Below are 23,264 nucleotides of genomic sequence, written 5' to 3' on the forward strand. Positions count from 1 at the left end.
CGGCACCCGCACAGCGTCGGTACGGCCGGTCGCCGGCCGCTGCCTGTGGTCGCGAGGAGGTGCTCCGCGCCGTGCGCGAGGACAGCGGCGTGCCACGCGAGGTCGCTCACCCGCCGCGCGGTCCGTGCCGGCCTGACTCGTGCGGCGCCTGCACCGGCCGTGTGACGGCCGGTAGCGTCGCCGCCACGGTCGCGATGCCGAGCGTGAGTGCGCCTGTACATGCGGCGACGACGGCGCCAGCGGTGACCGCCCAGGTTGCTCCGCCCAGGGCGACGACGACCGCGGCGACGTAGAGGACGGTCGCCGGGACGGTGCGGCAGCGTTGGCGAGCCCAACCTGGCCCCGGACGGATCATGCGTGGCGGGTAGACCATGAGGACCACCAGCAGGACCCAGGCGAGACCGTACGGCGTGGCCAACGCCGTGCGGGCGGTGCTCGAAGCCATGAGGGTCGCGGCGATGGCGAACCCGACGATGCTGAGCACCAACCCTGATCGGGTGGCTGGCACGATCTGCTGCGTGTTCATCTCGTGTCCTTCCTGGGACGGCTCCTCATTTCCGGCAGGAGACGATCACCGGGTAGACCGGCCCGGTCGCGAGGACTTTCTGAAGACCGACGCAGCGACCTGAACTGTACGCGTTGTGCGTGGTGTCGATGACGACGCCGACGGCGATGCCGCACGCCCAAGCCGCCGGCCCGCACGCCCAAGCCGCCGGCCCGCACGCCGCTGCCACGATCGCTGACACGGTGCTGAAGGATGCCGTCGCCATGTACTTCGTGTCTGCGCGGGAGTGGATCAGCGTGCAGTGGATCAGGTTGCACTCGAGCGTCGGGTGCGCGACGTAGATTCGCGCTGACGCGCCGGTGAGGGTCCGTTCGAGTTCGACGGTGGTGCGGATCGATCCGTCTGGGTACGTCGCAGTCGTCACGACGCCGGCGTCTTGCAGAGTCGTGACGGAGGACTCTGGTGCCACCGTCTCGAGCTCAGAGTCGAGCTGCTCGCCAGCCCGCAGCTTCGCGATGAGGCGTTCGACCACCGCGGAAGACAGACCTGCGGCGTGCATGGTGGCGCGGACGCTGCGCTCTTCGCCGAGCGTGATCCCGCTCTGCGCCGCACTCGCGGGCGTCGGGATGAACGAGGCTGTGAGGACAGCGGTGGCGATCGCGAGGGCACCACCCCGGACGTGGACAGGTGAACGTCGCATCAGGACCTTCTCTCCCTGGCAGGACCGGCCAGTGTGTCAGTCGGCGTCATCGCCGACCCAGCAATACTGCCCTGCTGCATTTCACACTTCAAGTTCTACGCACATCACCGTGGACTGACCCGGACGCGAGGACTTCCTCGAAACCGACGCAGTGATCCGGTTCGCAGCCGTTCTCAGTCGGTGCTCGGACGCGGGTCTCGCCGGGCGCGGCGCAGCTGCGGACGGCGGTGCACCGCCGGAACCCGGTCGACACGATCGTGCACGCGGACGGGGGCAGCCGGTTCCGGTCGGAGCGGTTCGTCCGCGAGCTCCACGATGCCTTGCCGTTCGGATGGTGGGGCCGAGTCGGAGCATGCGCGGACGGCGCAGCAACGGAATCGTTCCTCGCGCGCCTGCAGGAGAACGTCTCGGATCGGCGGCGATCGCCCACGCGCGGAACGCTCCGGCTCGTGTGCGGGTCTGGCTGACGGACCGGAGCCCTACCCGACCGTCACCAGCCTGGCGTAGGCCGGGAGGCTCTTCCCTGCTGCGTTCACCGCCATGACGGTGACCTGCGTGCTCCCGGCTGGCAACCCGGTGAGCGTCAGCGGGCTCGACGTCCCCGTCACGGTGCGCTGCCCGGAGGCGGAGAGGATGTAGCTCGTGATCGGCAGTCCACCATCACCCGCCGGCGCGTCGAACGACACTGTGACCGACCCGGGACCGGGCGTCGACCCGGTGATGGTGGGCCGTCCCGGCGCCGTCACGGTGACCGGTGTGGTGCCGAAGGACGTCGAGGCTGCCTTGCTGACGTTCCCCGTCCCGTCGACGGCGAACACGACGATGGTCCAACGCTGCCCGGTCGGGAGCTTCGGCACTGCTGCGGAGGCGCCGGAGACCACCAACGGCACACCGCTCTGCGCGGTCGCACCGGCGCCGTCTCCCTGCACGAGTCGAGCGACGACCGATGCCGCATCCTTCGAGACCGAGGACGTCCACTTGACCTTCGTCGGTGTCGCTGACGCGACGCGGACCCCGGTCGGGGCCGCGGGCGCTGTGACGTCGGAACGCGCCTGCCACTGCAGCGTGCCGTGCTGCGCGATCTTGTCCGCACAGTACTGCGTGAACGCCATGTCGACCGTGGCCGGCAACCCGGTCACCGGGTCGAGGGCGAACTGCTTCACCGTCATCGTGCCGGTGGTGTCACATCCGTAGGAGTCGACCGTGGTGACGATCGAGTACTTCCCGCTGGGTGACGTCTTCGTCGTCCCGAGCGGGAACGCCTTGCCGTACGGACCGCCGAGGCGGACGCTGACGATGTTGCCACCGCCGTCCAGGTCGTCCGCCTGGAACCACCAGTCGAGCGCAGCGTACGAGATGGACATCTGGGTCGAGCCGGACGTGGCCTTCGTCGTCTTGCCCTTGTTGACCATGTCCTTCCCGGAGGAGGTGATCATCGTCTTCCCGAGGAACGCCGAACCGGTCAGCGCCACCGTCTGCGTCGCCGCCCCGACGGGCAGGCTCACCGAAGCCGTGGCGGGTCCGGCCACCCTCGGACGGAAGTTGATGCTGAAGGTGCACGTCGCGTCGGCCGCGAGCGTGGCGCCGCAGGTGCTGTTGCTGACGGAGAACGACTTCGCGTCCACACCCGTGACGACGGGCGTCCCCAACGAGACCGGAGCTGTTGCCGTGTTGTGGACCGTCTCGACCTGGCTCTTCTTCGGCAGCCCGATGAACCGCTTCTCGAACACGACGTTCCGCGCGCCGAGGATGACCGAACCGGCCGGGTCCGAACCGAACCGGAACTCACCGATCCCGGGGACGACCGCGTCGAACCGGGTGATCCGACCGTTCGTCGGGTCGGACTCGAGGTCGAGGACCGTGAAGTCCCCGTAGATGTCCGTCCCGTCGATCTCGAGGGCCGGGAGGGCGTCGCTGTGTTGGCGGTCGGGGTCCAGCCAGTACGCGCCGGTCGTGAGCGGCTTCCCCTGCGGAGGGGTCAGCCGGAACGACCCGCGCTTCGATCCGGTCGTGCGCGCGTCGACACCGCGGGTGGTGTCGGCGGTGACGAGTTCGATGTCGTCCCCGTCGGCGAACTCGGCGTCGCCCCTGGTCTGGTACCACGGGGACGCGATCTGCAGGACCGCGCCGGGCGTCGCGGCGGCGTCTGCTGCCGATGTGCCGATGGTGCTGATCAGTCCTGCGGTGAGGAGTGTGACAGCGCTCATGGCTGCCGAGCGGGCGATGCGCCGCATTGCGTGGTCCGTTCTGTCCCCGTGCACGCTCCGGACAGAACGGCTCGTTGACGCTACTCCGCGGCAGTCGAGGTGTCCGTTCGTACAGCCGTGGGGTGCACGAGCGGTCAGGGGTGCTGCGCCGAGCGACTCCATCCCACTCGTCGCCGGGGCCGACCGCGCGGGGCGGCTCAGCCGAGCAGGCCGATCGCGGGCTGAACCCGATCACGGTGACGGCCAGCCGAGCACGTCCGCGATGCCCCAGGACCCCGCGAGGGACACGACGATCGGCGTCGAACCGGGGAACCGACATCGAACCAGGTGGTGGCCCTGGTTCGACGTCGGTTCCGTGGTTCGACGCGGCCGCGCTGCGGCGGTGCCGCGCGTCAGCTCACCGCGCCCGACCGGGCTCCCGACCACAGGTCCACGTCGAGCACCCCGACCGAGTGTTCGTCGATGCGGCGGAGTTCGTCGTCCGTGAACGACAGGTTGCCGAGCGCGGCGACGTTCTGCTCGAGCTGCTCGACCCGCGACGCACCGATCACGAGCGAGGTCACCCGCTCGTCACGGAGTGCCCAGGCGAGCGCGAGCTGCGCCAGGCTCTGGCCGCGCTCGGACGCGATGTCGTTCAGCGCCCGCAGGTGGTCGACGACCTCCGGGGTGAGCGACCCGGCATCGAGCGACTTGCCCGCCGCCGCGCGCGAGTCCTCCGGCACCCCGTCGAGGTACCGCCCCGTGAGCAACCCCTGCGCGAGTGCGGTGAAGCCGATGACGCCGAAGCCGAGGTCGCCGGCGGCGTCGAGGAGCCCCTCGTCCTCGATCCACCGGTTGAGCATCGAGTACGACGGCTGGTGGATGAGCAGCGGCGTCCCGAGGTCGCGGAGGATCTCGGCGGCCTGCCGGGACCGGTCGGCGTCGTAGGAGGAGATCCCGACGTAGAGCGCCTTGCCCTGCTGGACGGCGGTGTGCAGCGCGCCCATGGTCTCCTCGAGCGGCGTCGACGCGTCGAGGCGGTGCGAGTAGAACACGTCGACGTAGTCGAGTCCCATGCGCTGCAGCGACTGGTCGAGCGAGGCGAGCACGTACTTCCGCGAGCCCCCGCCCTGCCCGTACGGCCCGGGCCACATGTCCCAGCCGGCCTTCGTCGAGATGACCATCTCGTCGCGGTACGGCCGGAAGTCCTCGCGCATGAGGCGACCGAAGTTCACCTCGGCGGCGCCGTACGGCGGGCCGTAGTTGTTCGCGAGGTCGTGGTGCGTGATGCCGAGGTCGAACGCGCGACGGCTGATCGCGCGCTGCGTCTCGAAGGGCTTGTCGTCGCCGAAGTTGTGCCAGTACCCGAGCGAGAGCAGGGGCAGGTCGAGGCCGGAGCGCCCGGTCCGGCGGTAGGGCATGGAGTCGTAGCGGTCGTCCGCCGCGGTGTAGGACATGCTCCCGAGCCTACGGACGCGCCGCGGCGCGTGTCGCGTCTCCTCGCGGGTCGGACGGAACGGCACCACGACCGGACTGGAGGCGCACTGCGGCGCCGCCACGGGCCTCCCGTCCGGACGTGGGCACCGCGTCGGCGGTGCCGTGTCAGGACAGCTGCGTGGTGGTCGCGTTGACCAGCCAGGTGGTGCCGAAACGGTCGGTCAGCATGCCGAAGGTGTCGCCCCACGGTGCCTGCGTGAAGGGTTCGATGATCGTCGCTCCCTCGGACAGACCGTGCCACCAGCGGGTCAGCGCCTCCACCTCGTCGCCGCTCAGGGACACCGAGATGCTGCTGCCGGAGTCGACCGGGTGGTCCGCGGGGGCGTCCGAGGCCATCAGGACGAGCCCGCCCCCGACGTCGAGCTGACCGTGCATCACCTTGTCGGCGTCGTCCGGACCCACGTCGGCGCCCATCTCGCGGAAGGTGCCGATCCGGAGGTCTCCGCCGAACACCGAGTGGTAGAACTCGAGCGCCTCGCGGGCGGAGTCCCGGAACCCGAGGTAGGGGTTGAGGTGGACGGTCATGGCGTTCTCCTTCGAACTGCGCGGACGACGGCGCCCGCTCCGCCACCATGGTGACAGAGCGGGCGCCGGGTCGGGAAGCGGTGTCAGGCGGCCATCGGGCCGTACCGCCTGTGCCCCTTCACGTCGAACCGGTCGAGCATCATGAGCTTGTCCCAGGCGGCGACGAAGTCGTGGACGAACCGCTCCTGGCCGTCGCTGCCCGCGTACGCGTCGACGACCGACCGGAGCTGCGCGTTCGACCCGAACACGAGGTCGTGCCGGGAGGCCGTCCAGCGCTGCTCGCCAGTCGCCTGGACGGTGCCGGCGAACACCGTCTCGGTGTCGTCGGTCTTCGTCCACACGAGGTCGGTGTCGGTCAGGTTGACGAACCAGTCGGTCGAGAGCGTGCCGACGCGGTGCGTCAGGACGCCGACGTCGGAGCCGCCCCAGTTCGTGCCGAGCACCCGCAGGCCGCCGGTCAGGACGGTCCACTCCGGCGCGGTCAGCGTGAGCAGGTTCGCCCGGTCGAGGAACACCTGCTCGAGCGCGACACCCGGCGCGAACTGCTCGAACCGCTCGGACCGGAAGTTCCGGAAGCCGTCGGCGATCGGCCGCAGCCACTCGAACATCTCGATGTCCGTGCGCTCCTGTGTGGTGTCCACGCGGCCCGGCGTGAACGGCACGGTCACCTCGACCCCGGCGGCACGAGCGGCGTCCTCGACCCCGACGCAGCCGGCGAGGACGACGAGGTCCGCGAGGGACACGGACGGGTGCTGCTGCTGGATGCGCTGCAGTGCCTCCACGACCGGCACCGTGCGGCGGTTGACCGCCCAGTCCTTCTGCGGGGCGAGGGCGATCCGGCCGCCGTTCGCACCGCCGCGCTTGTCGCTGTCGCGGTAGGTCGACGCGGCCGAGTAGGCGGTGAAGACGAGGTCGGACGAGCTGATGCCGGCGGCACGCACCGCGGCCTTGAGCGCTTCGACGTCGGCGTCACCGATCGGCACACCCTCGGCGTCGGGGAGCGGGTCCTGCCAGAGCAGCTCGTCCTGGATCGTGACCTCCGGGCCGAGGTACCGGTGCTTCGGACCCATGTCGCGGTGGGTCAGCTTGTACCAGGCCTTCGAGAACGCCAGCGTGAAGGTGTCGAAGTCGGCGAGGAACTTCTCGCAGACCTTCCGGTACTCCGGGTCGACCTTGAGCGCGATGTCGGACGTCATCATCATGAGCGCGTGCGTCTGACCCGGCACGTGCGCGTCCGGGGTCCTGGGCGCGTCCGGGTCCTTCGGCGTCCACTGCAGCGCGCCTGCGGGGCTCTTCGTCTGCTCCCACTCGTGCCCGAACAGGTTCTCCAGGTAGCTGTTGTCCCAGCGGGTCGGGTCCTGGGTCCAGCTGCCCTCGATGCCGTTCGTCGAGGTGAACTCGGCGTTGCCCGTGCCGCGGGGGTTGTGCCAGCCGAGCCCCATCTGCTCGATCGGCGCGAGCTCCGGCGACGGGCCGATCTCGGTCGCCGGCACCTGGCCGTGGCTCTTGCCGAACGCGTGACCACCGGCGATGAGCGCGACGGTCTCCTCGTCGTTCATCGCCATCCGGGTGAAGGTGACCCGGATGTCCCGCGCGGAGCCCATCGGGTCGCCGTTCGCGTACGGACCCTCCGGGTTGACGTAGATGAGCGCCTGGTGCGACGCCGCGAGCGGACTCTGCAGGTCGTAGTCCTCGTCGCCGTTCTGCCCGTGCCAGCGCTCGTCGCGCGAGACCATGTCGTCGCCGCTGTGCACGTCGTGCGGGTTCCACACCTCAGGGCCCCACCACGTGCCGTCGTCCGGCTCCCACGCGTCGAGCCGCCCGCCACCGAAGCCGTAGGTCGGCAGGCCCATGAGCTCGAGCGAACAGTTGCCCGTGAGCACCATGAGGTCGGCCCAGCTGAGCGCGTTGCCGTACTTGTGCTTGATCGGCTGCAGCAACCGCCGCGACTTGTCGGTGTTGCCGTTGTCCCACCAGCTGCCGATCGGCGCGAACCGCTGCATCGCAGTCCCGGCGCCCCCGCGACCGTCCGCGATCCGGTACGTGCCGGCGGCGTGCCAGGCCATGCGGATCATCTGCGGGCCGTAGTTGCCGTAGTCGGCCGGCCACCAGTCGACACTCGTGGTCAGCAGCGTCTTGATGTCCTGCTTGAGCTCCTCGAGGTCGATCGTCGCGAACGCTGCCGCGTAGTCGAAGTCGGCGCCGAGCGGGTCCGCGTCGACCCCGTTCCGGTGCAGCAGCTCCACCCGGAGCCGCTGCGGGTACCAGTGCTCGAGCGTCGGCGACTGGCCGAACGCCCCGCCCAGGTGGTCACCGCCCGCCGGGAGCGACCCGGCCATGTGGTAGCTGCAGGTGTTCGTCTCGTCGTGCTCCATCGTTCCCGTTCCCTATCCCTTCCAGACGGACACGGCCCCTGCGTGTCCGATGACGACGACCTCGATGAGCGAGCCGATCCCGGCTGCGACCAGGAGGACCGGTCCCACGATCCCGACCGCACGGACGAGTCCGCGGGCGTCGACCCGTGCGACGCCGAAGCGCTGCCACCCCCACCAGAGCGTGAGCAGGGCGAACACCGCGATCGACCACGGGAGCAGTCCGTCGGCGAGGTGCGTGTGCCGCTCCAGCAGCGCCGTCTCCTTCTCGTGGTGCTCCAGCCACTCCCCGGACGAGGTCGCGAGCGGCACCGACACGAGCGCGACGAGCCCGATGATCGGCGCACCGACCGCCAACCACCGGCGGGCTGCGGGCCACGCGGCCACGGCGATCGCGACGAGCGCGGCGACCGGAACGGCGACGGAAGTGAGGTGGACGAACAGTGGGTGGAGCGGGATGCCCCCGAACTGCCAGTTCATCGAAAGCCCTTCTTCGTGCGCCGGACGACCCGGCGCGCTGGTGTCCACACAACGCGGTCCGGCCGCGCGACGCACGGCGCCAGGCCGGTCGGCGCACTGATCCGTTCGTTCGAGAACACACACGAACCCGCGTTCCGCCGCGTGGTTGTCTGGCCGGGTGACCGACACCCCACAGCACGAGGGCGAAGCCCACGCCGGCGGCCTCTCCGCCCGGCTCAACTGGCTGCGCGCCGGCGTCCTCGGCGCGAACGACGGCATCGTCTCGACCGCGGCGATCGTGGTCGGCGTCGCCGGTGCCTCCACCTCCGTCCCCGCCATCGCCACCGCCGGCGTCGCCGCCCTCGTCGGCGGCGCGATCTCGATGGCCCTCGGCGAGTACGTCTCGGTCAGCAGCCAGAGCGACAGCCAGCGCGCACTCATCGACGAGGAGCGACGGGAACTCGCCGACGACCCCGAGGTCGAGCTCGAGGAGCTCACCCGACTCTGGGAGCAGCGCGGCCTCCGACGCGACACCGCCGAACGCGTCGCGGCCGAGCTCACCGAACGGGACGCCCTCGCAGCGCACCTCTCGACCGAACTCGGCATCGACGAGGACGAGGTCGTCAGCCCCTGGCACGCAGCCCTCGCCTCGGCCGCGTCGTTCGCGATCGGCGCACTGCTCCCGCTGCTCGCGATCCTCCTCCCGCCCGACGGCGCACGCCTCCCGGTCACGTTCGTCGTCGTGCTCATCGCGCTCGCGCTGACCGGTGCGACCGGCGCGAAGATCGGCGGCGGCTCCGTCCCACGGGCCACGATCCGCGTCGTGGTCGGCGGTGCGCTGGCGCTCGCCGCGACCTTCCTCATCGGCTCGCTCCTCGGGACGAGCGGCGTGGCCTGACCCGAGGTGCCGAGCCCGGGGCGGACGGGCGACGGACGGACGGTGACCGCCTGGAGGCCCGGTGCCGGTCCCGCGGACCCGCACCGGGCCTCCAGGCGGTCGCGTCCGCCACCACGCACGTGCGCGACCGGACCGACGTACGGCACCATGGGGACGGGAAGGAACGGCATGGCGGAGATCCTGGTCGTCGAGGACGACCCCGAGATGGGCGCGCTCGTGGAGCGCGGACTCCGCGGCGAAGGTCACACGGTCACACTCGTGACCGACGGGGTCGCCGCGCTGGTCGCCGCCCGCACGCAGGCGTTCGACGCCGCCGCCATCGACGTGATGCTCCCCGAGATGACCGGCTTCGAGGTCTGCCGTCGGCTCCGCGAGATGGGGCAGGACCTCCCGGTCGTCCTCGTGACGGCCCGCGACGCGGTCGACGACCGGGTGTTCGGACTCGACTCCGGCGCCGACGACTACCTCACCAAGCCGTTCGCGATCGCCGAGCTGAACGCCCGGCTCCGCGCCCACCTGCGGCGCCGGGCCGCGGGCACCCCGACCGTCGTCGAGGCCGGCGCCGTGCGGCTCGACACCGTCGCCGTCCGTGCGACGGTCCGCGGACGCGACCTCCCGCTCAGCGTCAAGGAGTTCTCGCTCCTGCGGTTCCTCGTGCAGGGGGTCGGCACCGTACGGTCCCGCACGGAGGTCCTCGACGAGGTGTGGGGGAGCGCCGAGCACTTCGACCCGACCATCGTCGACCAGTACGTCAGCTACGTCCGGAAGAAGCTGCAGGCCGCGGACGCCGACGTCGCGATCCGCACCGTCCGCGGCGTCGGCTACGCGCTCGACGTCGTGGCCGTCCCGTGAGGGTGCTGCGCCGGCTCTCGATCCGCACCCGCATCACGCTCGGGAGCCTGCTCGTCGGCGCCGTCGTGCTCGTCGGCACCGCCCTCGTCCTGCACCTGCAGATCGAGCGCGCGACGATCGAGACCGACCGGTCCCTCGCGGAACGGGACGCGGCACCGTTCGTCGCGGACCTCCGGAGCAACCCCGGCGAGGCGCCGGACCGCCCATCCCAGGGGGTGCTCGTCGGCGTGCGCGACGCAGCGGGCGCGTGGACCGTCGACGCCCTGCCGCACGAACTGCGGGACCGCCTGCCGGACACCGTGCGCGACGAGACCACCCTGCGGCTCCGCGACCACCGCGGCGTGGTCACCGTCGTCGGTGTCCCGGTGACGACCTCCGCCGGGTCCTTCGTCGTGTGGGCGGCCCAGGACGGCCGCGGCGGGCACGAGACGCTCGAGCGGGTCGACCGGTCGCTCGTCGTCGGAACGGTCCTCGCGCTCGCGGCGTTCGGCGGGACCGCGTGGCTCCTGACGACGCTCGCGCTCCGACCGGTCGGCCGGATGCGCCGCACGGCCGAGGCGATCAGCACGGGCACCGCTGCCGGGCACCTGCCGATCGGCCGCTCCGACGACGAGCTCGCCGGGCTCGCACGGACGCTCAACGCGTTCCTCGACCGGCAGCGCGAGCACGCCGAACGCGAGCGCCGGATGGTGTCGGACGCGAGCCACGAGCTCCGGACACCGCTCGCGGCGCTGACCGCACGGCTGGAACTGGCGCACCGGTCGTCCGGGGATGCGGCCGCGCTCGAACGCGAACTGACCGCCGCCGAGTCGGACGCGGCGCGGCTGGTGGCGCTCGCGAACACGCTGCTCGAGCTGAGCCGGCTCGACGAGGACACCCCCGTGCCGTCCACACCGGCGCGGGACCTCGTGTCAGAGCTGATGGCGTCGGTGGACCGCGCGCGGGCGATCGACGTCGTCGGTCCCCGGGACGTCGACTTCTCGGTCGACGTCGGCGACCCGGACGCCCGCTACGACGTCGCACCCGCCGCGTTCGCCCGGGTGGTCGACAACCTCGTCGCGAACGCCATCGCCGCCGGCAGCGACGGCGGCGTCGTCCGCGCGACGCTCCGGCAGGACGACACCCGCGCGCTGGAACTCGCGGTGACCGACGACGGGCCCGGCGTGCCGGAGGCGTTCCTGCCGCAGGCGTTCGACCGCTTCACGCGTGCCGACGAGTCGCGGACCACGCTCGGCGGCAGCGGGCTCGGGCTCGCGCTCGTCCGGGGCATCGCCGAGCGCGGCGGTGGGACGGCGACGCTCGCGAACCGCGACGGGGGCGGAGCCGTCGCGACCGTGCGGTTCCCGGCGCGCTGAACGGCGCCCGGCGCCATCACTCGAGATCTCGAACGAACGGCTCTGCCTGCTCCGGGCTGGTTCATGGTTCCGATGCAGATGCTGGGTGGCACCCGATCAACCGCTGGAGAGGACCACGACGATGATCGACACCGCCGGCCCTGCCACCCGACCCGGCGCGGCGAGCCGTCCACGGCTCCGCCCCGCCCCCTCCGAGCCGCTCGCCGCCGCAGCCCGTCGACGACGGCGGTCGAAGCGGGCGCGGACCGCCGCGGCCGACCTGCTCGGCGTGCTCGCGTGGGTGTCCGCCGCGGTCGCCGTCCTGCTCTGGCTCGTCACCCCGGCGTCGCGGACGGTGACCGGGGTCGGCAGCGTCCTCACCGACGCCGGCATCGTCGCGGGCCTGATCGGCACCGACCTCACGCTGGTGATGCTCGTGCTCGCCGCTCGTGTGCCGCTCATCGACCGCGTGTTCGGGCAGGACAACGCGATCGCGGTGCACCGGTCCCTCGGCAAGCCGGTGCTGTACCTCCTGCTCGCGCACGGCGCCCTGCTCACCCTGGGCTACTCGGCCGAGTCGGCGAAGAGCCCGGTCGCCGAGACGATCGCGCTGTTCTCCACGCCGGACATGCCCCTGGCGTACCTCGCCCTCGGCCTGTTCGTCGCGGTCGTCGTGTCGTCGCTCGTCGCGGTCCGTCGTCGGCTGCCGTACGAGGCGTGGCACGTCATCCACCTCCTGAGCTACGCGGCCGTCCTGGTGGCGCTGCCGCACATGCTCAGCGTCGGCGGGGTGCTGTCCGTCGGGTCGTGGCAGCGCACCTACTGGATCGCGCTGTACGTGCTCGCGCTCGGGCTGATCGTCCTGTACCGCTTCGTCCTGCCGCTGGTGGTGACCCTCCGGCACCGGATCCGGGTCACGGCCGTGGAGCCGATCGCGCCCGGCGTGGTCTCGATCCACCTCGCCGGCCGAGCCATGGACCGGCTCGGCGTCGAAGGCGGCCAGTACGGCGTGTGGCGCTTCTGGACCGCGCGCACCTGGTGGCACGCGCACCCGGTGTCGTTCTCGGCGGTCCCCGGCTCCGGGCACGCACGCATCACCGTCCGCGACCTCGGCGCGGGCTCGGCCCGGCTCGGCCGCATCCGCCCCGGAGCCCTCGTGTCGCTCGAGGGACCGTACGGGCTCTTCACCAGCCGTGCCCGCACCGCGCCGTACCTCGCCCTCGTCGCGTCCGGCATCGGCATCACGCCGGTCCGCGCCCTCCTCGAGGACACCGACCTGCGGCCGGGCGAGGCCACCGTCCTGCTGCGCGGGACCGACGCCGACCAGCAGTACCTCTGGGACGAGACCGTCGCCCTCGCGAACGCGACCGGCAGCACGCTCTTCGCCATGGTCGGGCACCGCGCGCACTCGCGGGAGAGCTGGATGACCGAGGAGGACGTCCGCCGCGGGGTCACGCTCCGGTCGGTGTTCCCGCGGCTGCTCGAGTCCGACCTGTACGTGTGCGGACCGCGGGTGTGGTCCGACCTGGTCGTCCGGGAGGCGCGGCTCGCCGGTGTCCCCGAACACCAGATCCACCAGGAACGGTTCGAGTGATGCGCGCTCGGGTGATCGCCGGCGGCATCGTGTCGTCGGCGGCGGTCCTGGTCATCGGCTGGCAGCTCGGCGGGCAGCCTGCCGCGACGGTGTCCCGGTCCCAGGCGGCGACGTCGGGTGGCACCAGCAGCGCGGACAGCGGCAGCACGGCCGGCGGCAGCACCGGCAGCGGCAGCGCTGCGGCCACCGGCGGCAGCGGTACGAGCGGCAGCGGCGGAAGCAGCAGCAGCGGCGGGGCCGGTAGCAGCACCGGCAGCTCCGCTTCCGGGTCCGCGTCCGGGTCCGCGTCCGGTGCCGTCAAGGACGGCACCTACACGGGGCAGACGGTCCAGACCCAGTACGGGCCCGTCCAGGTGCAGGTCACCGTGGCCGGCGGCAAGCTCACCGACGTCACGGCCCTGCAGCTGACGAACAGCGACGGCCGGTCCGTCATGATCAGCCAGCAGGCGGCGCCGATCCTCCGGCAGGAGGCACTCCAGGCGCAGTCGGCGCAGATCCAGGCCGTCAGCGGCGCCACCTTCACCAGCGAGGGGTACACCACTTCGCTGCAGTCCGCGCTCGACCAGGCGGGCTCGTGAGCGTCCAGACGTTCGAGACCATGGGCACCGTGGTGAGCCTCCGGGGCGCGACCCCCGAGGCCGCCTCCGCGGTCCGTGCGGTCTTCGCCGGCCACGACCACCGCTACAGCCTGTACGACCCGGCGTCCGTCCTCAGCCGTGTGGCGGCCGGGTCGCTCCGACTCGCCGACGCCCCGCAGGAGGTGCGGGACGTGTACGCCCTCGCGCTCGAGTGGCGTGACCGGACGGGCGGCGCGTTCACACCGCACCGGCCCGACGGCGTCGTCGACCTGTCCGGCGTCGTGAAGGCGCTCGCGATCCAGGAGGCCGGGGCGGTCCTCGACCGTGGGTCGTCCGACTGGCTGATCGCGGCGGGCGGCGACGTCCTCGCCCGCGGGCGGCTCGTCGGACCGGACGGACCTCCCGAGCCCTGGAGCGTCGGCGTCGTGGACCCGGCACGCCGGGACACGGTCGTCGGGGTCGCCCGCCTCGAGGGCACCCGACGCGCCGTGGCCACCTCCGGGACGGCCGAGCGGGGTGAGCACATCTGGCGCCGCTCGACGCCCGCGTTCGTGCAGGCCACCGTGATCGCGGACGACATCGTGACCGCGGACGTCCTGGCCACCGCGGTGGTCGCGGGGGACGCGGACGACCTCCGCGCGCTCACCGCCGACGGTTCGGTCGACGTCCTCGCGTTCGGGGTCGACGGCACGGTCTGGGCGACCCCGGGGGCCCGGTCCGTGGTCGAGCCGGCGGGCGCGACCGGTCCCTGACGCGGTCGGCAGCGGCCTGGAGGCGCGGCTCGCGTCCGTCACGGACGGTGCGCGGCGGGGGGCGCGACGGTGTCAGCTCGACGTGACGGGCCGCGTCCGCACCGGCGCGAGCAGGTGCGTCAGCGCGGCGGCGACGAGTGCGCCCGCGGCGATGATCGCCGCCAGCACGACGACCTGGAACCGTCCGGCCTCGATCGGGGACACCCCGCCGAACACCGCGCCGACGAAGGCACCGGGCAGGGTCACGAGCCCGGTGGTGCGGGTCTGGTCCGTGCTCGGGACCATCGCGGCGTGGACGGCCCGTCGGACGAGGGCCGCGGTCGAGCGGCGGGGTGTGGCCCCGAGGGCGAGCCAGCCCTCGACGTCGTCCCAGCGGTCGTCGACGAGCTCCACGAAGCGCCGGCCGGAGAGCGTGGCGCTCGTCATCGCGTTGCCGACCACGATGCCGCCGATGGCGAGGACGTACCGCGGGGTGAACTCGATGGCGCCGGTCACGAAGACGACCGTGAGCGCGGCGCCGATGCCGATCGCCATCGACACGGCCACGGGCAGCAGCCGGTCGCGCAGCGTGCCGAGTCGCCGTGCCGCGGTGGTGGTCGCGACGCCGAACATGACGACGAGCGCGACCGCGATCCACGCCGGATCCCGGATCACCCCGGTCAGGACGACGCTGAGCACCGCGAGCTGGAGGGTGCCGCGGAGGACGGCCAGCGCGGGCGCCCACGGCGACGGGGCCCGGGCGAGCAGGAGCACGGCGGTGGCCAGGGCGACGAGCACCGCGACGCCGAGGAGCGTCCTGAGCAGCACGTCGACGTCGAGGGTCACGGCGGCGTCGCCCCCTCGAGCCGGGCCTCCTCGGCGTCGTAGCCGGCGCGCACCTGGCGGAGGACGAGGTCGTCGATCTCCTCGGCGTCGCGGAGCCGGAGGAGCGTCGCGGCCTTGTGCTGGACGAGGGCGAGCTCCAGGGCGACCGCGGCGTCGTGTCGCTGCAGGGCCGGGTGGTCGTCGTCCTCGGCTTCCTCCCGGGCCTGGATCACGTCGAGGTGTGCCTCGTAGTCCTTGCGCACGCGGTCGACGGTGGCACGGTCGGCGCCGGCCGTGCGGGCGAGGCGGGGGAGTGCGTCGAGGGCCTCCTCGATCGCGGTCCGCTCGGCGTACCGGCGCTCCTCGCCGACCGACTCGTCCTCGGGGAGCGCCGCACGGCGGAGCACCGCGGGCAGCACGAGCGCCTGTCCGACGATCGTGAGCACGACGACACCCGCGGTGACGAAGACGATGAGGTCGCGGTCCGGGAACGCTGCGCCGGACTCGAGGGTGCGCGGGACGGCGACCGCCATCGCGAGCGAGACCGCGCCGCGGAAGCCGGCGAAGCCGCTGACCAGTCGGTCGCGGTGGCCCTCCCGCGGTCGGCCGCCGGTGCGCCGGGTGACGAGCCAGATCGTGCCCCCGGCGGCGTTGAGGAACGCGAACCGCACCAAGACGAGCAGCACGGCCACCGCGGCGATCAGTCCGCCCGCGCGGAGCAGTTCGGTCGGGTCGAGGGCCCGCGCGGCGATCATCGCCTCGATGCCGACGAGCACGAAGAGGGCGCCGTTGAGCAGGTACGTCAGGAAGGACCAGAACGCGCGCACCTGCTGCCGTGTCTCGGCGCGGTCGAGCTTCGGCGCGACCTGGCTCACGACGATCCCGGCGGTGACGACCGCGAGCACCCCGGACGCGTCGACCGCCTCCGCGCCGAGGAAGGCGACGAACGGGACGAGCAGGGTCACCAGGTTCTGGAGCACCACCGACTCGACGCGGCGGAGGACGAGGGTGCCGACCCAGGCCGCTGCGAGGCCGGCCGCGACCCCGCCGACGTACGACAGGAGGAGCATGCCCGAGACGCCCCAGACCGTGAGCTGCTGCGTGCCGACGGTCACCGCGACGGCGATGCCGTACACGACGAGGGTCGTGCCGTCGTTCACGAGGCTCTCCGCCCGGAGCACGGTGACGTTGCGACGGGGGAGCATCCGCGTGAGCACCCCGACGGCGGTCGCGTCCGTCGGGGCGACGGCGGCGCCGAGCACCCACGCCGGCCCCCACGGGAGCCCGAGCACGTGGAGCAGCGCAGCCACGGCGCCCGCGGTCAGGACGACGAGCAACGTGCCCATGAGGACGATGCCGCGGAGGTTCTTCCGGATCTCCCGCAGCGACGTCGTCAGGCTCTCCCAGTAGAGCAGCGCCGGCAGGAAGAGGAGCAGGACGGCGTCGGCGGGCAGCTGCACGTCGGAGAACTGCGGGACGAGCGCGAGCCCGGCGCCGAACACCAGCAGCAACACCGGCGGTGCGACCCGGATGCGGTCGGCGATGCCGGCCGTCACCGCGATGGCGAGGCCGAGCACGACCACCAGTTCGGGTCCGAGCACGCATTCCTCCTCGTCAGGCCGACACCCCAGTCAACGCGGTCCGCGCTGATCGCGTCGCGGTGTCCGCGCTCAGCGCACGAGCCGAGCGTCCGAGCCGACGGCGTCGACCCGGGGACGGGAGGCGCGGTGCGGACCCGCACCGTGCCTCCCGTCCGTCCCACCGTCGCGTCGTGACGGCGGCCGTCAGCGCCGCGGACGGATCCGCAGGGTGACCACCTGGAACGGCCGCAGCCCGAGCGACACCGTCCCGCCGTCCCACGCGAAGGTCCGGGCCGTGCGCTCCGGGTCGGTGATCGGACGCTCGCGCAGGTCGACCTGCTCCACCGACTCGGCGTCGATCCGCAGGTCGAGCACGGTGTCGGTGCGCGCGCCGAGCGCCTCGTACAGCCTCACGACGACGTCGCCCGAGCGGTCGTCGGCCAGCTTGACCGACTCGACGCGCACACCCGGCGTCGTCGGCACGACCGGCGCCGTGAGCGTCTCCACCGGTGCGGCTCCCTCGGCGGCCGGCACCGCACGCAGCGGCAGGTTCTGGTCGTACCCGCTCGCCACGACGTCCGCGATCGTGGCGCCGGGGTGCACGGCGTACGCGAACGCGTGGTGTCCGAGGTCCTGCTCGGGGTCGGGCGACTGGGCGCCGCGCACCAGGCTGAGCCGGACCTCGGTCTCGACCTCGCCGGAGGAGCCCACGCGGCGGGTGACGTCGTGGCCGTAGGTGCCGGCGTTCGTGACGCCGATCCCGTAGCCGGGCTCCTCGACGTGCACCCAACGGTGCGCCATCACCTCGAAGCGTGCGTCGTCCCACGAGGTGTTCGTGTGCGTCGGTCGCCGGAGGTGCCCGAACTGGATCTCGGCGCTGTGGTGCTGCGCGTGCACGACGAAGGGCAGCGACGCCTTGAGGAGCTTCTCGCGCTCCTGCCACTCGACGTCGACCCCGAGGTGGACCCGGACGTCGTCGGCGTGGACCGCGATGGTCTGCACGAGCTCGGACGACCCGAACACCCGGCGGACGCGGACCACGGCGCGGAGGTCGTCGTCGGTGGTGAGCTCCACCGACCGGGCGGCACGGAGCTCGACGACCGAGTGCCGGTAGTGGGCGTCGATGTCCCAGGCGTCCCAGGCGTTCGGCAGGTCCTCGTGCAGGTGCAGCAGGTTGGCGCTGCGGTCCGACGGCACGAGTTCGCGGTCGTGGGCGAGGTCGCGGATCGAGTCGACGAGCCCGTCGGTGTCGACGTGCACGCGGACGAGCCCGTTGTCGAGGACGGTGCCGTCGGCGTCCTGCGTCGCCGTGACGGGGTGCGTCGGTGTGACCGGCCGCAGGGGGGACAGGGCGTGCGCCGCCGCCTCGACGACGCCGATCGGCGAACCGTCCGCGCCGACGACGAGGGCGCGGCGGTCGTGATCGGCGGGGTTCGCGACCGCACCGCCGACACCGAGCCGCGTGAGGGCGTCCGTGATGAGCGCCTCGATCTCCGCGTGGTTGCGGGCGTAGGTGTCCTCGTTCTCCTCGTGCACCCACTGGATCGACGAGCCGGGCAGGATGTCGTGGAACTGCTGGAGCAGCGTGGACTGCCAGAGCCGGTCGAACGCCTCGTACGGGTACTCGGCACCGCGGAGCGCGGCGGCGGTCCACCACAGCTCCGCTTCCCGCAGGAGGTGCTCGGCCTTCCGGTTGCCGCGCTTCTCGCGGGCGTGCGAGGTGAACGTGCCGCGGTGCAGCTCCAGGTACAGCTCGCCGACCCACGTCGGGGCGTCGGGGTACTCCTCGCGGGCCCGGGCGAAGAAGTCGTCCGGGTGCTCGATCTCGACGCGGGGCGATCCTTCGAGGGACTCGACCCGACGCTGCCGCTCGAGCATCTCGCGGATCGGACCGCCGCCGCCGTCGCCGTAGCCGAACGGCACGAGCGAGGTCGTCGCGGCCCCCTTCTCGCGGAACTGCCGGACGGCGTGGTGCAGCTCCTCGCCCTCGAGGGTCGAGTTGTACGTGTCGATCGGGGGGAAGTGCGTGAAGATCCGGGAGCCGTCGATGCCCTCCCACCAGAACGTGTGGTGGGGGAACGTGTTCGTCTGGTTCCACGAGAGCTTCTGCGTGAGGAACCAGTCGAGTCCGGCGAGCTTGGCGATCTGCGGGAACGCGGCCGTGTAGCCGAACGAGTCCGGCAGCCAGATGCCGTGCGTCTCGACGCCGAGCTCCTCGGCGAAGAACCGGAGTCCCTGGGTGATCTGGCGGACCATCGCCTCGCCGCCGGGCAGGTTGCCGTCCGGCTCGATCCACTGCGAGCCCACGACGATCCACTGTCCGCGGGCGATCGCGGCCTTGATGCCCTCGAACACCGCCGGGTACCGCTCCTTGACCCAGGCGTACTGCTGGGCGCTGGACGCGGCGAACTTGAACTCGGGGTACTGCTCGGCGAGGGCGAGCACGTTCGAGAACGTCCGGCCGGTCTTGCGCTTCGTCTCCCGGATCGGCCAGAGCCAGGCGCTGTCGATGTGCGCGTGGCCGATGCCGCTGAGCCGGTGGGCGGACGGGTTCGCCGGGCTCGCGAGGGCTCCGGCGAGCTCGGCCCGGGCCGCGGCGGCGGTCCCCACGATGTCGTCGAGGGCCAGGGCGTCCATCGCGCGCTCGAGGTCGCGGAGCACCTCGTGGCGCCTGGGGTCGGTCTCGGGCAGCTCCTTGACCATCTGGAAGAGCACCTCGACGTCGAAGCGCAGGGCCCAGACCTCGGGCTCGAAGACCGCGAGCTCGGCGGTGCGGAAGGTGTAGATCGGCGTCTCGGGGGCGGTCTTCTTCGAACCGAACCGGGTGGGCACGAACTCGTTGACGAGGATGTCCGGGTTCGCGGCGGCCTCGAGGTACAGGTGCACCTGTTCGCCGCCCTGCGCCTCGTCCGCGATGCGGAGGTAGTGGTTGCGGGGGTGGATGCCCTTGACCGGGGTGCCGTCCGGCGTGTGCAGGAGCCCCTCGGCCTGGTTGCCCGGCCAGTCGCCCTGGAACCCCGGGTCGACGAGCAGCTCGACCGTCCGACCGGCCCACTCTGCGGGGACGGTCCCGCTGACCTCGAACCACCACGTGGACCAGGCACGGCCCCACTGCTCACCGACCGCGAACGGCCGGTACTCGGCCGCCAGGGCCTCGGCCGCGGGCACGGGTTCGTCCGGCACCTGCCACGCGGCGAGGTCGACGGGCCTGCGGGCCTGGTGGACGGCCGGGGTGATGCGTTCGTCGAGGACGCGCTCGATGCGGGCCTCGACGAGCTTCTGGTTCTGGTGCATGGGCGGGGTCTCCACGGGAGGGCGCCACCAGGTCGCGGATCAGGGACGACCTGGAGGCGCGGTTCAGGAAAGGTAGGACAGGTGCGGGAACGAGGAGCGCGCGTCCTCGAGCAGGGCGCGCGCGACGCGCACGGAGTCGACGAGCGGGTGGTGCGCGAGGGCGCGCAGCGCTGCTGCCCGGTCGCCGTGCAGCGCCGCCTGGATGGTCTGCCGTTCGACGTACTTGACGGCGGTGACCGTCCCGAGTCCGAAGTCCGGGACACGCGCGCCCGGGATCGGGTGTGCGCCGGCGGCGTCCACGATGCACGGGATCTCGACCACGGCGTCGTCGTCGAGGCCGGCGAGTGCGCCCCGGTTCCGCACGTTGAGGATGAGCCGGGCGCGCTGGTCGTACGCGATGCCGCGCATGAGCGCGAGCGCGACGTCCTCGTAGCCCCCCGAGGTCATGTCCTCGACGTCGCGCTCACCCATGCCGGCCGAGTCGCGGTTGGTCGCCATGTAGCTGGCCTCGCGCTCGTTGCGGCTGTCCTGCCAGGCTCGGTACGGGTGCTCGCACGCGCCGGCGACGGCCCAGAAGCGGTCCTGCTGCTCCACGAGGTACCGGGCGCGCGTGTGCGGTGCGTACTGGTCGGCCTGCAGGACGTCCCGTCGGTACGAGTAGTAGTGCAGGTACTCGTTCGGCAGCGCACCGAGGGCCTGGATCCACTCGGCTCCGAAGAGCTTGCCCTCCTCGAACGACTCGATCCGGCCGGCGTCCGCGAGGACCTCCGGCAGCCGGTCGACCCCGTCGACGCGCACGGCGGTCAGCCAACCGAGGTGGTTGAGGCCCGCGTACTCGAGCTCGACGTCGGGCCCGTGCTGGACGCCGAGGGTGCCGAGCGCCCGCCGGGCGAGGCCGATGGGGGAGTCGCAGATGCCGATGACCCGCTCGCCGAGCACGGTGGACATCGCCTCGGTCACGACGCCGGCGGGGTTGGTGAAGTTGATCACCCACGCGTCGGGGGCGAGCCGCTTGACGGTGTGCGCGAGCTCCATGACGGTGGGCAGCGTCCGGAGGGCGTAGGAGATGCCGCCGAACCCGACGGTCTCCTGCCCGATCACGCCGTGGGACTGGCCGATGCGTTCGTCGGTCGCTCGGCCCTCCATGCCCGCGACCCGGATGGCCGAGAAGACGAAGTCCGCTCCCGGGAGCGCGTCCTCCACGTCGGTGTGCACGCTCACGGTGGGCGCGTCGGGCACGCCCTCGGCCTGGTCGGCGAGGATCCGCGCCATCGTGCGGAGGCGGTCGGCGTCGACGTCGACGAGGGCGACCTCGGTCACCCGGCCGGGCTCCCGGTCGCGCAGGAGGGCGGAGTGGACGAGCGGTGTGCGGAACCCGCCACCGCCGATCATGACGAGCTTCATGCGACGAGGACCTCCACGCCGTGCGCGGCGAACGCGGCGGCGACCGGGACCGGCGGGTCGTCGTCGGTGACGATCCGCACGATCGATGACGGCAGGTCGATGCGTGCCGCCCCGGTGCCCGGGAACTTGCTGCTGTCGGCGAGGACGGTGACCTCGTCGCACGCGTCGGCGATCGCCTGCTTGATGGGGACCTGGGCGATCGTGGTGTCGCGCAGGTCGCCGCTCGCCGAGATCCCGCTGACGCCGAGGAAGGCGTGGTCGGCGCGGATGAGTCGGAGCGAGTCGGTGGTCAGGTGGCCCGAGACCGAGTGGTACACGGGGTCGTAGTCGCCCGGCAGGAGGACGAGGTGCACCGCCGGGTCGTCCTTCAGGAGCTCGAACACGGCCATGTTCGCGGTGATCACGGTGATCGGACGGCCGCGGAGGAGGTCGGCGAGCTGCAGCACCGTCGTGCCGATGTCGAGCACGATCGTGTGACCGTCCTCGACGAACCGGGCCGCGGCCTCGGCGATCCGACGCTTCGCGGTGCGGTTGACGGTCTCGACCTCGAGGAACGGGGAGTCGCCCTCGTGGGTGTCGGGGAGGACGGCGCCGCCGTGCGTGCGCCGCAGCAGACCGGCGTCGTCGAGGCGCTGGAGGTCACGGCGGATCGTCGCGACGCTCGACCCGGTGGCGGCGGCGAGGTCGGTGACCGAGGCGGCGCGCGACGTCCGGAGGTGGTCGAGGATGGCGAGATCGCGGATGTCCTTCACGTCGATCAGCATACCGATCAACTTCGCTCAACATGCAATTGTTTTCAAACAAAAAGATGCGTGCAATCGATCGAACTGTGTTAGAAAGTGCTCACAAGCCGACCGATGGAGCAGCGATGGACGACCGACGAACCTCGAGCACCGATGCCGACGTGCTCGTCGCGGGCCTGCTCTTCTTCGACGCCGTGTTCGCCGACCTCCCGCACGGCCCCGTGCTCGGACAGGAGCACTGGACGCCGCACTTCGCGTGGACGCCGGGCGGCATCGCGAACTTCGCCATCGCCGCAGCACGACTCGGTGCGTCCACCGACGTCGCCGCCGTGGTGGGCGACGACGAGCTCAGCGGCCTCTGCCGCGCCGCGCTCGCCCGTGAGGGGATCGGGACCGCGCTGCTGCACCGAGCCCCGGGTTGGTCGATCCCGGTGAGCGCCTGCATGGGCTACGACGGCGACCGCGCGATCATCACCGGCGGGACGGCCGCTCCCGTCCCGCTGCCGGAACTGCTGCCGGCACAGGGCGGACGGGTCGCGGCACTGCACGTCGACGAGACGACCGCCGACTGGGTCCGGACGAGCGCGAGCCGCGGCCTCCGCGTCTTCGCCGACGTCGGGTGGGACGCCACGGGGACGTGGGACCCCGCGCTGCTCGACGCCGTCGACGGTGCGTACGCGTTCACGCCGAACGACCGCGAGGCCATGGCCTACACCCGGACCGACGACGCCCGCGCCGCGGCCCGGGCCCTCGCCGAACGCGTGCCCCTCAGCGTCGTCACCCTCGGCGGCGACGGTGTCGTCGCCGTCGACTCGTCCACCGGTGAGGAGGTCGTCGCGCCGCCCGTGCGGGTGCACGCGGTCGACGCGACCGGTGCGGGCGACGTCTTCTGCGCAGCCCTCGCGGTCGCGTCCCTCGAGGACCGACCGCTGCGCGAACGCATCGACTTCGCGGCGCTCGTCGCCGCGATCACCGTGTCCCGACCCGGCGGCGCCGCAACCGCGCCCCGACGGGACGAACTCGCACCGTGGCTGGCTGCCAACCCGGCCGCCGCGGACCGGGACCGGTACGGCTTCGTCACCACGGGCCTCCCGGCAGCGACCGCCGCACCGGCGGGCCGCGCCCGCTGAACACCGCACCACCCCCAGCTCCGCCACCCCAGCCCCACCAGTTCCCCGCTCTTCCTC

General features: G+C 72.4%; 19 protein-coding genes. 7 read left to right on the forward strand and 12 right to left on the reverse strand.

Going from position 1 to position 23,264, the window contains the following annotated elements; all coding sequences use genetic code 11:
* Positions 1-106: 106 nt before the first annotated feature.
* The 7 genes from MON03_RS07615 to MON03_RS07645 form a co-directional block, all read right to left on the reverse strand.
* The gene (locus tag MON03_RS07615) at positions 107-526 is read right to left on the reverse strand and encodes a hypothetical protein (RefSeq protein ID WP_242091315.1); all 420 of its coding nucleotides are present in this window, start codon (positions 524-526) and stop codon (positions 107-109) included.
* A gap of 25 nt (positions 527-551) precedes the next feature.
* Positions 552-1,064, reverse strand: a complete 513-nt coding sequence (locus MON03_RS07620) for a hypothetical protein (RefSeq protein ID WP_242091316.1) — start codon at positions 1,062-1,064, stop codon at positions 552-554.
* A 620-nt stretch (positions 1,065-1,684) separates the two neighbouring features.
* Positions 1,685-3,412, reverse strand: a complete 1,728-nt coding sequence (locus MON03_RS07625) for a choice-of-anchor D domain-containing protein (protein ID WP_242091317.1) — start codon at positions 3,410-3,412, stop codon at positions 1,685-1,687.
* Positions 3,413-3,804: 392 nt separating this feature from the next.
* Complete coding sequence (gene mgrA / locus MON03_RS07630) at positions 3,805-4,848, reverse strand: L-glyceraldehyde 3-phosphate reductase (RefSeq protein WP_175327846.1); 1,044 nt, start codon at positions 4,846-4,848, stop codon at positions 3,805-3,807.
* A 145-nt stretch (positions 4,849-4,993) separates the two neighbouring features.
* Positions 4,994-5,413, reverse strand: a complete 420-nt coding sequence (locus MON03_RS07635; RefSeq protein WP_175327845.1) for a VOC family protein — start codon at positions 5,411-5,413, stop codon at positions 4,994-4,996.
* 83 nt (positions 5,414-5,496) lie between these two features.
* Positions 5,497-7,788, reverse strand: coding sequence for a catalase/peroxidase HPI (gene katG, locus MON03_RS07640; protein ID WP_242091318.1), 2,292 nt, complete (start codon positions 7,786-7,788; stop codon positions 5,497-5,499).
* Positions 7,789-7,800: 12 nt separating this feature from the next.
* Positions 7,801-8,265, reverse strand: coding sequence for a DUF2231 domain-containing protein (locus MON03_RS07645; protein WP_242091319.1), 465 nt, complete (start codon positions 8,263-8,265; stop codon positions 7,801-7,803).
* Positions 8,266-8,422: 157 nt separating this feature from the next.
* Between MON03_RS07645 and MON03_RS07650 the strand changes: the two genes are divergently transcribed.
* The 6 genes from MON03_RS07650 (at position 8,423) to MON03_RS07675 (ending at position 14,252) form a co-directional block, all read left to right on the forward strand.
* Positions 8,423-9,142, forward strand: coding sequence for a VIT1/CCC1 transporter family protein (locus MON03_RS07650; RefSeq protein WP_175327842.1), 720 nt, complete (start codon positions 8,423-8,425; stop codon positions 9,140-9,142).
* A 168-nt stretch (positions 9,143-9,310) separates the two neighbouring features.
* Entirely contained in the window at positions 9,311-9,994 is a 684-nt protein-coding gene (locus tag MON03_RS07655) for a response regulator transcription factor (RefSeq protein WP_022902816.1), read from the forward strand.
* Positions 9,991-11,349 (forward strand): HAMP domain-containing sensor histidine kinase, encoded by a 1,359-nt coding sequence (locus tag MON03_RS07660; protein ID WP_242091320.1) that lies wholly within the window; start codon positions 9,991-9,993, stop codon positions 11,347-11,349. The genes MON03_RS07655 and MON03_RS07660 overlap by 4 nt, the downstream gene beginning before the upstream one ends.
* A 121-nt stretch (positions 11,350-11,470) precedes the next feature.
* Positions 11,471-12,922 carry a ferredoxin reductase family protein gene (locus MON03_RS07665; RefSeq protein ID WP_242091321.1) on the forward strand — a complete coding sequence of 484 codons (1,452 nt, stop codon included), beginning with the start codon at positions 11,471-11,473 and terminating at the stop codon, positions 12,920-12,922.
* Positions 12,922-13,500, forward strand: coding sequence for an FMN-binding protein (locus MON03_RS07670; RefSeq protein WP_242091322.1), 579 nt, complete (start codon positions 12,922-12,924; stop codon positions 13,498-13,500). Before MON03_RS07665 ends, MON03_RS07670 begins: the two co-directional genes overlap by 1 nt.
* On the forward strand, positions 13,497-14,252 hold the full coding sequence (locus MON03_RS07675) for an FAD:protein FMN transferase (protein WP_022904837.1): 756 nt from the start codon (positions 13,497-13,499) through the stop codon (positions 14,250-14,252). Before MON03_RS07670 ends, MON03_RS07675 begins: the two co-directional genes overlap by 4 nt.
* Before the next feature lie 72 nt (positions 14,253-14,324).
* Here MON03_RS07675 and MON03_RS07680 read toward each other — a convergent pair whose 3' ends face one another.
* The 5 genes from MON03_RS07680 to MON03_RS07700 form a co-directional block, all read right to left on the reverse strand.
* The gene (locus MON03_RS07680) at positions 14,325-15,077 is read right to left on the reverse strand and encodes an ABC transporter permease (RefSeq protein WP_242091323.1); all 753 of its coding nucleotides are present in this window, start codon (positions 15,075-15,077) and stop codon (positions 14,325-14,327) included.
* Positions 15,074-16,657, reverse strand: a complete 1,584-nt coding sequence (locus MON03_RS07685) for a Na+/H+ antiporter (RefSeq protein ID WP_242091324.1) — start codon at positions 16,655-16,657, stop codon at positions 15,074-15,076. Before MON03_RS07685 ends, MON03_RS07680 begins: the two co-directional genes overlap by 4 nt.
* 183 nt (positions 16,658-16,840) lie before the next feature.
* Entirely contained in the window at positions 16,841-19,930 is a 3,090-nt protein-coding gene (locus MON03_RS07690; RefSeq protein WP_242091325.1) for an alpha-mannosidase, read from the reverse strand.
* Between the two features lie 63 nt (positions 19,931-19,993).
* A complete protein-coding gene (locus MON03_RS07695) occupies positions 19,994-21,334 on the reverse strand; it encodes a 6-phospho-beta-glucosidase (protein WP_022904831.1) in 1,341 nt (446 codons plus the stop codon).
* Complete coding sequence (locus MON03_RS07700) at positions 21,331-22,086, reverse strand: DeoR/GlpR family DNA-binding transcription regulator (protein ID WP_242091326.1); 756 nt, start codon at positions 22,084-22,086, stop codon at positions 21,331-21,333. The genes MON03_RS07695 and MON03_RS07700 overlap by 4 nt, the downstream gene beginning before the upstream one ends.
* 116 nt (positions 22,087-22,202) lie before the next feature.
* Here MON03_RS07700 and MON03_RS07705 point away from each other — a divergent pair, with 116 nt between their 5' ends.
* The gene (locus MON03_RS07705; protein ID WP_175327831.1) at positions 22,203-23,207 is read left to right on the forward strand and encodes a carbohydrate kinase family protein; all 1,005 of its coding nucleotides are present in this window, start codon (positions 22,203-22,205) and stop codon (positions 23,205-23,207) included.
* Positions 23,208-23,264 lie beyond the last annotated feature (57 nt).

The organism is Curtobacterium sp. DN_7.5, from assembly GCF_022655355.1.
Taxonomy (GTDB): Bacteria; Actinomycetota; Actinomycetes; order Actinomycetales; family Microbacteriaceae; genus Curtobacterium; species Curtobacterium luteum.